The sequence below is a fragment of the Staphylococcus sp. GW823-FHT05F06 genome (assembly GCF_058795495.1).
The window spans coordinates 223,434-237,476 of record NZ_JBXAHW010000001.1 but is presented as its reverse complement, the minus strand read 5'-3'; the positions used below and the strand labels follow the sequence as shown (position 1 = coordinate 237,476).

General features: G+C 33.0%; 11 protein-coding genes. All 11 read left to right on the top strand.

Features of this window, described 5'->3' with window-relative positions; translation table 11 throughout:
• Window positions 1–156: 156 nt before the first annotated feature.
• Window positions 157–531 (top strand): Asp23/Gls24 family envelope stress response protein, encoded by a 375-nt coding sequence (locus AC1Q7N_RS01080; protein ID WP_001830156.1) that lies wholly within the window; start codon window positions 157–159, stop codon window positions 529–531.
• 14 nt (window positions 532–545) lie between these two features.
• A complete protein-coding gene (gene fakA / locus AC1Q7N_RS01075) occupies window positions 546–2,204 on the top strand; it encodes a fatty acid kinase catalytic subunit FakA (protein ID WP_002489351.1) in 1,659 nt (552 codons plus the stop codon).
• 204 nt (window positions 2,205–2,408) lie between these two features.
• Window positions 2,409–4,457 (top strand): ATP-dependent DNA helicase RecG, encoded by a 2,049-nt coding sequence (gene recG, locus AC1Q7N_RS01070; RefSeq protein ID WP_002489349.1) that lies wholly within the window; start codon window positions 2,409–2,411, stop codon window positions 4,455–4,457.
• Window positions 4,458–4,615: 158 nt separating this feature from the next.
• Complete coding sequence (gene fapR / locus AC1Q7N_RS01065; protein ID WP_001830099.1) at window positions 4,616–5,176, top strand: transcription factor FapR; 561 nt, start codon at window positions 4,616–4,618, stop codon at window positions 5,174–5,176.
• A 1-nt stretch (window position 5,177) separates the two neighbouring features.
• The gene (plsX, locus tag AC1Q7N_RS01060; RefSeq protein WP_001830112.1) at window positions 5,178–6,155 is read left to right on the top strand and encodes a phosphate acyltransferase PlsX; all 978 of its coding nucleotides are present in this window, start codon (window positions 5,178–5,180) and stop codon (window positions 6,153–6,155) included.
• Window position 6,156: 1 nt separating this feature from the next.
• Window positions 6,157–7,083, top strand: coding sequence for an ACP S-malonyltransferase (gene fabD, locus AC1Q7N_RS01055; protein ID WP_001830062.1), 927 nt, complete (start codon window positions 6,157–6,159; stop codon window positions 7,081–7,083).
• Window positions 7,076–7,810, top strand: coding sequence for a 3-oxoacyl-[acyl-carrier-protein] reductase (gene fabG / locus AC1Q7N_RS01050; RefSeq protein WP_001830161.1), 735 nt, complete (start codon window positions 7,076–7,078; stop codon window positions 7,808–7,810). The genes fabD and fabG overlap by 8 nt, the downstream gene beginning before the upstream one ends.
• A 227-nt stretch (window positions 7,811–8,037) precedes the next feature.
• Complete coding sequence (locus AC1Q7N_RS01045; RefSeq protein ID WP_001830184.1) at window positions 8,038–8,271, top strand: acyl carrier protein; 234 nt, start codon at window positions 8,038–8,040, stop codon at window positions 8,269–8,271.
• A gap of 114 nt (window positions 8,272–8,385) precedes the next feature.
• The gene (gene rnc, locus AC1Q7N_RS01040) at window positions 8,386–9,123 is read left to right on the top strand and encodes a ribonuclease III (RefSeq protein ID WP_002456575.1); all 738 of its coding nucleotides are present in this window, start codon (window positions 8,386–8,388) and stop codon (window positions 9,121–9,123) included.
• A 126-nt stretch (window positions 9,124–9,249) separates the two neighbouring features.
• A complete protein-coding gene (gene smc / locus AC1Q7N_RS01035; RefSeq protein ID WP_002502931.1) occupies window positions 9,250–12,819 on the top strand; it encodes a chromosome segregation protein SMC in 3,570 nt (1,189 codons plus the stop codon).
• Window positions 12,816–14,042, top strand: a complete 1,227-nt coding sequence (gene ftsY / locus AC1Q7N_RS01030) for a signal recognition particle-docking protein FtsY (RefSeq protein WP_002476650.1) — start codon at window positions 12,816–12,818, stop codon at window positions 14,040–14,042. The genes smc and ftsY overlap by 4 nt, the downstream gene beginning before the upstream one ends.
• Window position 14,043 lies beyond the last annotated feature (1 nt).

Sequence of the window (14,043 nt, the reverse complement as noted above, 5' to 3'; positions counted from 1 at the left end):
TTTACAAACAATGTAAACCTAATTTTTAAAAATACAAATTTTATTAATTTAAAGCATCAACAATGATTTGATTTTTAAAGTATTTAAGGCATTAATAAAATAACCTAGGCATAACGCTTTAAAAATAAAACTCTGAAATTTTCAGGAGGAACAGATATGACATTAGAAATTTCAAATGACTACGGTAAAATTGATATTTCAAATGATGTAATTGCATCAGTAGTTGGTGGCAAAGCCGTTGAAAGTTATGGAATTGTTGGTATGGCATCAAGACAACAAGTTAGAGATGGTATCGCTGAAATCCTTGGACACGATAACTATGCTAAAGGCATTAAAGTTAGAGAAGACAACGGAATTATTGATGTAGACATGTATATCATCGTGAGCTATGGTGTGAAAATTTCTGAAGTAGCAAGCAATCTTCAATCAACTGTTAAATATACTTTAGAAAAAACACTAAATGTGAAAGTTAATTCAATAAATATTTTCGTACAAGGTGTACGTGTAAATGAGACAGTGAAAAAGGTTTAGGAGGACAACGTGAAATGATTAGCAAAATAAATGGTAAATTATTTGCCGATATGATTATACAAGGGGCACAAAATTTATCAAATAATGCAGACTTAGTGGATTCATTAAACGTCTATCCTGTTCCAGATGGAGATACAGGGACAAATATGAATTTAACTATTACTTCTGGTCGTGAGGAAGTCGAAAATAATTTATCTCAAAATATTGGAGAGTTAGGTAAAACATTTTCAAAAGGATTACTTATGGGGGCTCGTGGTAATTCCGGTGTTATTCTTTCTCAATTATTCAGAGGTTTTTGTAAGAATATTGAAGAAGAAAAAGAAATAAGCGTGCAACAGTTTGCTGAGAGTTTTCAAGCTGGAGTTGAAACAGCTTATAAGGCAGTTATGAAACCGGTAGAGGGAACGATTTTAACAGTAGCCAAAGATGCAGCAAAAGCCGCAATGGATTACGTGGATCAAGCTGAAGATTGCGTTGATTTAATGGCACATGTGATTGAAGCTGCAAGCGAATCTCTAGATAATACGCCTAATTTATTAGCAGTACTTAAAGAAGTAGGCGTTGTTGATAGTGGTGGTAAAGGTTTATTATGCGTTTATGAAGGATTCTTAAAGGGTCTTAAAGGCGAAAAAATAGAAGCACAAGCACCTAAACTTGATACTGAATCATTTGTTAATGACGATCATGATTTTCATGGGGTTATTAATACAGAGGATATTGTTTACGGTTATTGTACGGAAATGATGGTTCGATTTGGTAAAAATAAAAAAGCATTTGACGAGCAAGAATTTCGTAATGATATGAGTGAATTCGGAGATTCGTTATTAGTAATTAATGATGATGAAATTGTTAAAGTGCACGTACATACAGAACATCCGGGTGATGTATTTAATTATGGTCAAAAATATGGTGAACTAATTAAACTTAAAGTAGAAAACATGCGTGAACAACATCGTGAAGTTATTCGTAAGGAACAAGATGGACTTCAAAATAAAGAAGCTAATGAATCCCAAACAGTTGAAACAGCTATTGTTACAATTTCTGTAGGCGATGGGATTGCTGAATTATTTAAATCTATGGGAGCAACGCACATTATTAGTGGAGGGCAAACAATGAACCCTTCTACTGAAGATATAGTTAAAGTTATTGAACAATCACAATGTAAACGTGCAATTATCTTACCAAACAATAAAAATATTATGATGGCCAGTGAACAAGCAGCTAGTATTGTAGAAGCTGAAACTGTAGTGATTCCTACTAAATCTATTCCACAGGGAATATCAGCCTTATTCCAATATGATCTAGAATCGAGTTTAGAAGATAATAAACGCCATATGAGTGATGCTTTGGAAACTGTTCAATCTGGTTCAATTACTTTTGCAGTTAGAGATACTAAAATAGACGGTATTGAAATCAAGAAAGATGAATTCATGGGTCTAGCTGAAGACAAAATTGTGACAAGTGATGTTAATCAATTTCATGCAGTAAAAGGTCTACTCAGCAAACTTCTTAATGAAGATAGCGAAATTTTAACAATGATTTCAGGCGAAGATGCTGATAATTCAATTACAAACCAAATCATTGATTGGATTGAATCGGAGTACCCTGATGTTGAAGTGGAACAACATGAAGGTGGACAACCTATTTATCAATATTTCTTTGCAGTAGAATAAATGAAATGCTATTTACTTTTTGATAATAAATAGTCGAACTAACGGTTAGTGAATTTAACTCACTAATCGTTATTTTTATATATTAATGAGAATTTTTATAGTGAAGTGTTGATATAATTAACCTGTGAAATGCAAATTAATCAATTGAACATGGTAGAATAGATGTTGAGATTAAAGATAATGAAAAATAATAGGTGATTCATCATGTCAAAAGTTCATCTTATTGAGAGCCCATATGCATTAGATAAAATTAAAGGTATAGGTCCGAAACGTTTAGCGTTGTTAGAAGAATTAAATATTAAATCAGTTGAAGATTTAGTATTATATTTACCAACACGTTATGAAGATAATACTGTTATTGACTTAAATCAAGCAGACGATAAAGCAACTGTAACAGTGCAAGGTGAGGTTTATTCCAGTCCAACTGTTGCTTTTTTTGGTCGTAATAAATCGAAACTAACTGTCCATCTTATGATAAATCATATCGCTGTTAAATGCGTATTTTTTAATCAACCTTATTTAAAAAAGAAACTTGAATTAAATAGTATTGTCACTATAAAAGGGAAATGGAATCGTAATAAACAAGAGATTAATGGTAATCGTATATTTTTTAAAGATCAAAAAAATCAAGAGGATACTCATTTAGAACCAATATATAGGATTAAAGAAGGAATAAAGCAAAAGCAGTTACGCGATAATATAAGACAGGCGCTTAGTGATGTTACAATTCATGAATGGTTAACTGATGACCTCAGAGAAAAGTATAAATTAGAAACTTTAGCTTATACAATACAAACACTACATCATCCTATTAATAAACAAAATTTGCTAAGAGCTAGACGGACTTATGCATTTACAGAGCTATTTATGTTTGAGCTACGTATGCAATGGTTAAATCGCTTAGAAAAGACATCAGATGAGGCTATTGAAATTAATTACGATATAAATAAAGTAAAACAATTTATTGATAGTTTGCCATTTGAGTTAACTGACGCTCAAAAAGTTAGTGTCAATGAAATATTTCGTGATTTAAAGGCGCCTATTCGTATGCATCGGTTGTTACAAGGTGATGTTGGATCTGGCAAAACTGTGGTAGCAGCAATTTGTATGTACGCCTTAAAAACTGCAGGCTATCAATCTGCATTAATGGTTCCCACGGAGATTTTAGCTGAACAGCACGCTGAAAGTTTAATACAACTATTTGGTAATACAATGAACGTAGCTTTATTAACTGGTTCTGTTAAAGGGAAAAAAAGACGACTTCTTTTAGAGCAATTAGAAAATGGAACTATCGATTGTTTGATTGGTACACACGCCTTGATTCAAGATGATGTAGTCTTCAATAATGTTGGATTAGTCATTACAGATGAACAGCACCGATTTGGTGTTAACCAACGACAAATTCTAAGAGAAAAAGGTGCAATGACAAATGTATTGTTTATGACAGCGACACCAATCCCTAGAACACTCGCTATTTCTGTTTTCGGTGAAATGGATGTATCTTCAATTAAACAATTACCAAAGGGGAGAAAACCTATAAAAACAAGTTGGGCCAAACATGAACAATATGATCAAGTACTTGCACAAATGTCGAATGAATTAAAAAAAGGTAGACAAGCCTATGTCATCTGTCCATTAATTGAGAGCTCTGAGCATTTAGAAGATGTACAAAATGTTGTGGCACTTTATGAATCCTTACAAAGTGATTATGGTAATGAAAAAGTTGGATTATTACATGGGAAAATGTCTGCAGAAGATAAAGATCAAGTCATGCAAAAATTCAGTAAACATGAAATAGATATTTTAGTTTCTACTACTGTAGTTGAGGTAGGTGTAAATGTACCTAATGCAACGTTTATGATGATTTATGATGCAGATCGATTCGGTTTATCTACATTACATCAATTACGTGGGCGTGTTGGTCGTAGTGAACATCAAAGTTATTGTGTATTAATTGCATCTCCCAAGACTGAAACAGGTATTGAACGTATGACCATTATGACTCAAACTACTGATGGATTCGAATTAAGTGAAAGAGATTTAGAAATGAGAGGTCCAGGGGATTTCTTTGGAGTAAAACAAAGCGGTCTTCCAGACTTTCTTGTAGCAAATGTAGTAGAAGATTATCGTATGCTTGAAGTTGCTAGAGATGAAGCAGCAGAACTTATACAATCTGGCCAATTTTTCGAACAACAATATAGTCATTTAAGAGAGTTTATTAAACAAAACTTACGCCATATTCGTTTCGATTAGAAAAATATTATACTATTCAAAGATATATTTTGATTTTATTAAAAGATACAATCAGCTGAATATAGATTGATACAGTTTATTGTTGAGTAATAGATAAAGAAAGTGTTATGATATTTAAGGAATATTTAAGACTTGGTACTAAAATGAGGGGTGAGCGTGTGAAATTAAAGAAAAACGATAGACGAGTAGCCATTAAAGAGGCTATCGAATTAAACCCCTTCATCACTGATTATGAATTGTGTGAGAAGTTTGATGTAAGTATTCAAACTATACGTTTAGATCGCACGCATTTAAATATTCCTGAGTTACGTAAAAGAATTAAATTGGTAGCTGAACAAAATTATGGACGAATTAAATCAATAGAAGCCAATGAAATTATAGGTGATTTGATTCAAGTGAATCCTGATGTTAGCGCACAATCTTTAATTGAAATTACAATTGATTCTGTTTTTGCAAAAAGTGAGATTGCTAGAGGGCACGTCTTATTTGCACAAGCTAACTCATTATGTGTAGCTCTTATACATAAACCAATAGTATTGACACATGAAAGTCAAGTTGAATTTAAAGAAAAAGTAAAATTAAATGATACAGTTCGAGCAGATGCCCGTGTCATAGATATAACAGATAAGCATTATATTATTGAAGTGAATTCTTATGTTTCAGATATGTTAGTTTTTAAAGGTAAATTCAAAATGTACTATACAAGTGAGGATGAATAAAATGGTTAAAATCGCAGTAGATATGATGGGCGGGGATGATGCGCCTGGTATTGTATTAGATGCAGTTAAAAAAGCTGTCGAGGACTTTAAAGATTTGGAAATTATTCTTTTTGGTGACGAATCACAATACAATTTAAGTCATGAGCGAATAGAGTTTAGACATTGTACTGAAAAGATTGAAATGGAAGATGAACCAGTACGTGCAATTAAACGTAAAAAAGATAGCTCGATGGTTAAGATGGCTGAGGCGGTAAAATCAGGAGAAGCTGATGGTTGTGTATCAGCTGGAAATACAGGAGCTTTAATGTCGGCTGGATTATTTATTGTTGGACGTATTAAAGGCGTAGCGAGACCTGCATTAGTTGTAACATTGCCCACTACTGATGGCAAGGGATTTGTGTTCTTAGATGTTGGTGCCAATGCTGATGCTAAAGCAGAACATTTACTACAATATGCGCAATTAGGAAATATTTACGCTCAAAAAATTCGTGGTATTCAAAATCCTTCGGTGTCACTTCTTAATATTGGCACTGAAGCAGCTAAAGGAAATTCTTTAACTAAAAAAGCATATGATTTATTTGAGAAAAATCAATCATTTAACTTTACAGGTAATATTGAAGCAAAAACACTTATGGATGGAAATGTTGATGTCGTAGTAACAGATGGTTATACAGGGAACATGGTTCTTAAAAATCTTGAAGGTACTGCAAAATCTATAGGTAAAATGTTGAAAGAAACAATAATGAGTAGCTTCAAAAATAAATTAGCTGGTGCAGTATTGAAAAAAGATTTAGAAACATTTGCTAAGAAAATGGACTACTCTGAATACGGTGGATCAGTATTATTAGGTTTAGATGGTACGGTTGTAAAAGCTCATGGTAGTTCAAACGCTAAAGCATTTTATTCTGCAATTAAACAAGCAAAAATTGCTGGTGAAGAGAATATCGTTCAAATTATGAAAGATACAGTAGGTGAGTAAAATGGGTAAAATAGCAGTTGTATTCCCAGGCCAAGGTGCACAAAAAGTAGGGATGGCTAGTGACTTATATAATGAAGAGGAACGCTCGACTCGAGTATTAAATTTAGCTCAAGAGACAGTAGACTTTGATTTGCTAGAAACGATGTTTACTGATAATGATGGGAAATTAGGAGAAACAGAAAATACACAACCTGCACTATTAACACATAGTGTTGCGTTACTAGAATCATTAAATCATTTAAAAGTAGATTATACTATGGGACATAGCTTAGGAGAATATTCAAGCTTAGTTGCTAGTGGTGTATTATCTTTTGAAGATGCGGTTAGAATTGTGCGTAAACGTGGCCAACTTATGGCTCGAGCGTTTCCTAACGGTGTTGGAGGTATGGCAGCAGTATTAGGTTTGGATTATGATGATGTTGATAAGATATGTCAAACGTTATCTACAAAAGAACAGTTAATTGAACCTGCTAATATTAACTCACCAGGTCAAATCGTGGTGTCTGGACATAAATCTTTAATTGATGAATTAGTAAAAAAGGGCAAAGAACTTGGTGCTAAACGCGTTCTTCCATTAGCTGTTTCCGGTCCTTTTCATTCTTCAATGATGAAAGTTATTGAAGAGGATTTTGCTAATTTCATTAATCAATTTGAATGGCATAATGCTAATTATCCAGTTGTTCAGAATGTTAATGCAAAGGGAGAAACCGATGCTGAAGTAATTAAACGCAATATGGTTAAACAATTATATTCACCTGTTCAATTTATTCAATCAACGAAGTGGTTGATTAATCAAGGTGTCGATCACTTTATTGAAATTGGACCGGGAAAAGTATTATCTGGGCTTATCAAAAAAATAAATCGAGATGTAAAAATCACTTCAATTCAAACACTCGAAGATGTGAAAGGATGGAATAATCATGAATAAAAGTGCTTTAGTTACAGGTGCTTCTCGTGGTATTGGTAGAAGCATTGCATTGCAATTAGCGGAAGAAGGATATAATGTAGCTGTCAATTATGCTGGAAGTAAAGATAAAGCAGAAGCAGTTGTTGAAGAAATTAAAGCTAAAGGTGTAGAAAGCTTTGCAATACAAGCCAATGTTGCAAAAGGCGATGAAGTTAAAGAAATGATTAAAGAAGTGGTAAGTCAGTTTGGTTCTGTAGATGTATTGGTTAACAATGCAGGGATAACTAAAGACAACTTACTTATGCGTATGAAAGAACAAGAATGGGATGACGTGATTGATACGAACTTAAAAGGTGTGTTTAACTGTATTCAAAAAGTAACGCCACAAATGTTGCGTCAACGTAGTGGTGCAATCATTAATCTAACTAGTATTGTTGGTGCAATGGGTAATCCTGGACAAGCAAACTATGTTGCAACAAAAGCAGGTGTCATTGGATTAACAAAAACTGCAGCACGAGAACTAGCATCACGAGGTATTACAGTGAACGCTGTAGCACCTGGTTTCATCGTTTCAGACATGACAAATGCTTTAAGTGATGATTTGAAGGATCAAATGTTAGAGCAAATTCCTTTAAAACGTTTTGGAGAAGATACAGATATAGCTAATACTGTTGCCTTCCTAGCTTCTGATAAAGCTAAATATATTACAGGCCAAACAATTCATGTTAACGGTGGAATGTATATGTAATGTTCGAAAAGGAGCAAACGAACACATGAGCTGAGGCTCATGTATAAGAAACACTAAATACCTATGTATTAAGTGAAAAGAGGAACACATGAGCTTGAGGCTCATGTATAAGAAACACTAAATACTTATTGTATTAAGTGTTTCTAAAATTCTACTTGTATTTTAGAAAGTAAAATGGGAAAATAAAATAGTCTATCAAAAGACTCTTTAAAAGGAGGTGAAGCGACGTGGAAAACTTCGATAAAGTAAAAGACATCATCGTTGATCGTTTAGGCGTAGATGCTGATAAGGTAACAGAAGACGCATCATTCAAAGATGATTTAGGCGCTGACTCACTTGATATCGCTGAATTAGTAATGGAATTAGAAGACGAATTTGGTACTGAAATTCCTGATGAAGAAGCAGAAAAAATCAACACTGTTGGTGATGCTGTTAAATACATCAACAGCCTTGAAAAATAAAATGATTAATATCTGAGTCGTCTTCTCGTCGGCTCAGATTTTTTCTTTAGTTTTAGTCTGTTTTCACGTAAAATTAAATTAAGCTTTTGAAATTTATAGTTAGGAGGTTAGGTTGTGGCTAACCAGAAAAAGAAAGAAATGGTACATGATTTTCAACAAAAATTTACTGATAAAATGAAGTCGTTAGGATTACATTTTAAAAATATTGATTTATATCAACAGGCATTCTCTCATTCAAGTTTTATTAATGACTTTAATATGAATCGTTTAGAACACAACGAACGCTTAGAATTTTTAGGTGATGCGGTATTAGAATTGACGGTTTCACGCTATCTTTTTGACAGACATCCTCATTTACCAGAAGGTAATTTGACAAAGATGCGCGCAACAATTGTTTGTGAACCTTCACTTGTGATATTTGCGAATAAGATTAAATTAAACGAACTGATTTTATTAGGTAAAGGTGAAGAGAAGACAGGAGGCAGAACAAGACCTTCCCTTATTTCAGATGCATTTGAAGCTTTTGTAGGTGCACTGTATTTAGATCAAGGTTTAGATTCAGTATGGACATTTGCTGAAAAAGTCATCTTTCCGTATGTAGAAGATGACGAGCTTGTTGGTGTCGTAGACTTTAAAACACAGTTCCAAGAATATGTGCATAGCCAAAATAAAGGAGATGTGACATACCAATTAATTAAAGAAGAGGGTCCCGCACATCATAGACTATTTACATCGGAAGTGATTTTAGAAAATAAAGCAGTTGCAGAGGGTAAAGGAAAGACAAAGAAAGAATCCGAACAAAAGGCAGCAGAACAAGCGTATAAACTAATGAAAAATAAAAAATCATTATAATTATAAAAATATGATAATCTATGATTAATTATCATATAAAGCTTTAATCTATATTGATAATTTTTAATAATTGTTAATATAGCCCCAAGCTTATCAACTCAACACGACTGTGATAAGGAGAATACAATGGTTTATTTAAAATCAATTGATGCCATAGGATTTAAATCTTTTGCCGACCATACCAATGTTCAATTTGATAAAGGTGTGACAGCTATTGTTGGTCCTAATGGAAGTGGTAAAAGTAATATTACTGATGCAATTAAATGGGTACTAGGTGAACAGTCTGCCAAATCACTGCGCGGTGCTAAAATGGAAGATATCATTTTTTCAGGTGCTGAACATAGAAAAGCTCAAAATTTTGCTGAAGTAAAACTTAAATTAGATAATCATTCACAAAAACTACAAATTGATTCTGAGGAATTAGTTGTCACACGCCGTCTCTATCGAAGTGGTGAGAGTGAATATTATTTAAATAATGATCGTGCACGGTTAAAGGATATTATAGATTTATTTCTCGATTCAGGACTTGGAAAGGAAGCATTTAGTATTATTTCTCAAGGAAGAGTAGATGAAATATTGAATGCAAAACCAATCAATCGTCGACAAATTATTGAAGAATCTGCCGGAGTACTTAAATATAAAAAACGTAAAGCTGAATCGATTCAAAAACTTGACCATACTGAAGATAATCTTAATCGAGTCGAAGATATCTTATATGATTTAGAGGGACGAGTGGAACCGTTAAAAGAAGAGGCGGCCATTGCTAAAGAATATAAGCAATTATCTAAAGAGATGGAGCAAAGTGATGTCATCGTTACAGTATCTGACATTGATCATTATACTGAAGATAATCAGCGATTAGATGAGCGTTTAAATCACCTAAAGAGTCAACAGGCTGAGAAAGAAGGTCAACAAGCTCAAATCAATCAGTTACTACAAAAATATAAAGGTAAACGTCAACAAAACGATTATGACATTGAAAAGTTAAATTATGAATTAGTTAAAGCAACTGAGAATTATGAGCAATTATCAGGTAAGCTAAATGTATTAGAAGAACGAAAGAAAAACCAATCAGAAACAAATGCAAGATATGAGGAAGAATTAGATAATTTAGAATCACAAATTGATTCTATTAAAAATGAAAAAGCCCAAAATGAAAAATTATTAGCTGAGTTAAAAAATAAGCAAAAGCAATTAAACAAGGAAGTTCAAGAATTAGAGTCACTTCTTTATATATCCGATGAACAACACGACGAAAAACTAGAAGAAATTAAAAATAGTTATTATACATTGATGTCAGAACAATCAGATGTTAATAATGATATAAGATTTTTAGAACATACAATCAATGAAAATGAAGCAAAAAAATCACGATTAGATTCGCGTTTAGTAGAGGCTTTCAATCAACTTAAAGACATTCAACAAAATATTACTCAAACACAAAAGGAATACCAAAGTTCTAAGAAATCTATGGAAAAAGTAGAACAAAATATTCAACAATTAGAACAACAGTTGACAGATTCTAAAAGACTTCTATCTGAATATGAAAATAAACTATATCAAGCCTATCGTTATAATGAAAAGTTAAAATCAAGAATTGATAGTTTAGCTACTCAAGAGGAAGATTACACGTATTTCTTTAATGGTGTAAAGCACATTTTGAAAGCAAAAGATAAAGAATTAAGAGGAATTCATGGTGCGGTTGCAGAAGTGATTAACGTTCCTTCAGAAATGACACAAGCGATTGAAACCGCCTTAGGTGCATCGTTACAGCACGTTATTGTTGATAATGAAAAAGACGGTCGCCAAGCAATCCAGTACTTGAAGCAAAGAGGTTTAGGTCGTGCTACTTTTTTACCATTAAACGTGATTCAACCAAGACATGTAGCTGCTGACATTAAAGATGTAGCTCGTGGTTCACAAGGGTTCATTAATATTGCATCTGATGCCATAAATGTATCTGCTAAATATCAAAACATCATTGAAAATTTATTAGGTAATACCATCATTGTAGAAAATTTAAAACATGCAAATGAACTTGCACGTGCCATTCGATATCGGACAAGAATAGTAACTTTAGAAGGTGATGTTGTAAATCCTGGTGGTTCCATGACAGGAGGAGGAGCACGTAAAACAAAAAGTATATTGTCACAAAAAGATGAATTATCAACAATGCGAAATCAACTTGAAGATTATCAACGACAAACAGCAGAATTTGAACGTCAGTTTAAAGAACAAAAAACACAAGCTGAACAATTAAGTGAACAATATTTTAGTGCAAGTCAGCAGTACAACAATTTAAAAGAACAAGTACATCATCACGAATTAGAACTGGATAGACTAAAAACACAAGAAGCACATCTTAAAAATGAACATGAAGAGTTTGAATTTGAAAAAAATGATGGATATCAAAGTGATAAAAGTAAAGAAACATTAAAAGAAAAACAAAATCATTTAATTGAGATACAACAACAATTGAAGCAACTAGAAAGTGATATTGAAAGATATACACAATTATCAAAAGAAGGAAAAGCTTCGACACATCAAACACAACAACAACTACATCAAAAACAATCTGATTTAGCTGTTGTTAAAGAGCGAATTAAATCGCAAAAGCAAGTTTATGAACGTTTAGATAAACAACTTAGCGATTCAGAACGTCAAAAAATTGAAGTAAATGAAAAAATCAAATTGTTTAATTCAGATGAAATGATGGGTAAAGATGCTTTTGAAAAGTTGAAAGAGCAAATTCAGCAACAAGAAAATGTAAGACAAAATTTAAATCAACAACTTAGTGAGATTAAACAGCAACGTAAAGATCTTAATGAGAAAATCGAAATAAATGAAAGTCAGCTTCAAAAATGTCATCAAGATATACTTTCTATAGAAAATCATTATCAAGATATTAAAGCAAAACAATCAAAGCTAGATGTATTAATCAACCATGCAATAGATCATTTAAATGACACGTATCAACTCACAGTAGAACGTGCAAGAATGGAATATGATTCTGATGAAACTATTGACAATTTGCGTAAAAAAGTAAAATTAACGAAGATGACAATCGATGAATTAGGTCCTGTAAATTTAAATGCAATAGAACAATTTGAAGAGTTGAATGAACGATACACATTTTTAAATGAGCAACGAACAGATTTAAGAGAAGCAAAAGAAACCTTAGAACAAATCATTCATGAAATGGATAAAGAAGTTGAAGGTCGTTTTAAGACAACATTTCATGCGGTTCAAGATCATTTTACGACAGTGTTTAAGCAATTATTTGGTGGTGGACAAGCAGAACTTCGTTTAACTGAAGATGACTATTTGTCTGCTGGCGTTGATATCATCGTACAACCGCCAGGAAAAAAATTACAACATCTTTCATTATTAAGCGGTGGTGAACGTGCTTTAAGTGCTATAGCATTATTGTTCGCCATTCTCAAAGTTCGATCAGCACCTTTTGTTATACTAGATGAAGTAGAAGCGGCATTAGATGAAGCGAATGTGATACGATATGCCCAATATTTAAATGAATTATCTACAGAAACACAATTCATTGTAATTACACATCGGAAGGGAACGATGGAGTTTTCTGATCGTTTATATGGTGTAACAATGCAAGAGTCTGGTGTTTCTAAGTTAGTTAGCGTCAACCTAAATACAATAGATGAGGTTATGAAGGAGGAACAAGCATGAGTTTTTTTAAACGTCTGAAAGATAAATTTTCTAGTAAAAGTGAAGATGATATTCAAAAAGACCTAGATGAAACTGTAGATTCAAATGCTAATAGTGACTCAGATTCAATGGACCCGAATGATTCTGATGAACAAGTCAAACCCAAAAAGAAACCTAAAAAATTAAGTGAAGCTGATTTTGACGAAGATGGTTTGATATCGATTGAAGATTTTGAAGAAATTGAAGCTCAAAAAATTGGAGCAAAATTCAAAGCCGGTTTGGAAAAATCACGTCAAAACTTCCAAGAACAGTTAAATAATTTAATTGCTCGATATAGAAAAGTTGACGAAGATTTCTTCGAAGCTCTGGAAGAAATGCTTATTACTGCGGACGTTGGTTTTAATACCGTTATGAAATTAACTGATGAGCTACGTACAGAAGCACAAAGACGTAATATACAAGAAACAGAAGACTTAAGAGAAGTTATAGTTGAGAAGATTGTAGAAATCTATCATCAAGAGGACGATCATTCTGAAGCAATGAATATTGAAGATGGACGTTTAAATGTCATACTGATGGTTGGTGTGAATGGTGTCGGCAAAACAACAACAATTGGTAAATTAGCTTATCGTTATCAACAAGAAGGTAAAAAAGTAATGTTAGCCGCTGGTGATACCTTCAGAGCTGGAGCAATTCAACAATTAAACGTCTGGGGAGAACGTGTTGGTGTTGAAGTTGTGAGCCAAAACGAAGGTTCTGACCCTGCAGCAGTAGTATATGATGCGATTAATGCCGCAAAAAATAAAGGCGTAGATATTTTAATTTGTGATACTGCAGGACGCTTGCAAAATAAATCTAATTTAATGCAAGAGTTAGATAAAATGAAACGTGTGATTAATCGTGCAATACCTGATGCCCCCCATGAAGCTTTATTATGCTTGGATGCAACAACTGGTCAAAATGCACTTTCACAAGCACGTTCATTTAAGGAAGTTACAAATGTCTCAGGTATAGTTTTAACTAAATTAGACGGTACTGCTAAAGGGGGTATTGTATTAGCAATTCGAAATGAGTTACACATTCCAGTTAAATATGTTGGTTTAGGCGAAAAAATGGATGACTTACAACCGTTTAATCCTGAAAGCTATGTATATGGATTATTTGCTGATATGATAGAACAAAATGAAGATATCCCTGAAGAAATCTCTGGAAATTCATCCGTTGAATCTGAAGAAGGTAACTAAA

Bases quoted from the DNA above. Each gene is read 5' to 3' on its own strand.
- fabG (WP_001830161.1), top strand. From the start codon at position 7,076: ATGAATAAAAGTGCTTTAGTTACAGGTGCTTCTCGTGGTATTGGTAGA.
- AC1Q7N_RS01080 (WP_001830156.1), top strand. From the start codon at position 157: ATGACATTAGAAATTTCAAATGACTACGGTAAAATTGATATTTCAAAT.
- plsX (WP_001830112.1), top strand. From the start codon at position 5,178: ATGGTTAAAATCGCAGTAGATATGATGGGCGGGGATGATGCGCCTGGT.
- smc (WP_002502931.1), top strand. From the start codon at position 9,250: ATGGTTTATTTAAAATCAATTGATGCCATAGGATTTAAATCTTTTGCC.
- recG (WP_002489349.1), top strand. From the start codon at position 2,409: ATGTCAAAAGTTCATCTTATTGAGAGCCCATATGCATTAGATAAAATT.
- fabD (WP_001830062.1), top strand. From the start codon at position 6,157: ATGGGTAAAATAGCAGTTGTATTCCCAGGCCAAGGTGCACAAAAAGTA.
- ftsY (WP_002476650.1), top strand. From the start codon at position 12,816: ATGAGTTTTTTTAAACGTCTGAAAGATAAATTTTCTAGTAAAAGTGAA.
- fakA (WP_002489351.1), top strand. From the start codon at position 546: ATGATTAGCAAAATAAATGGTAAATTATTTGCCGATATGATTATACAA.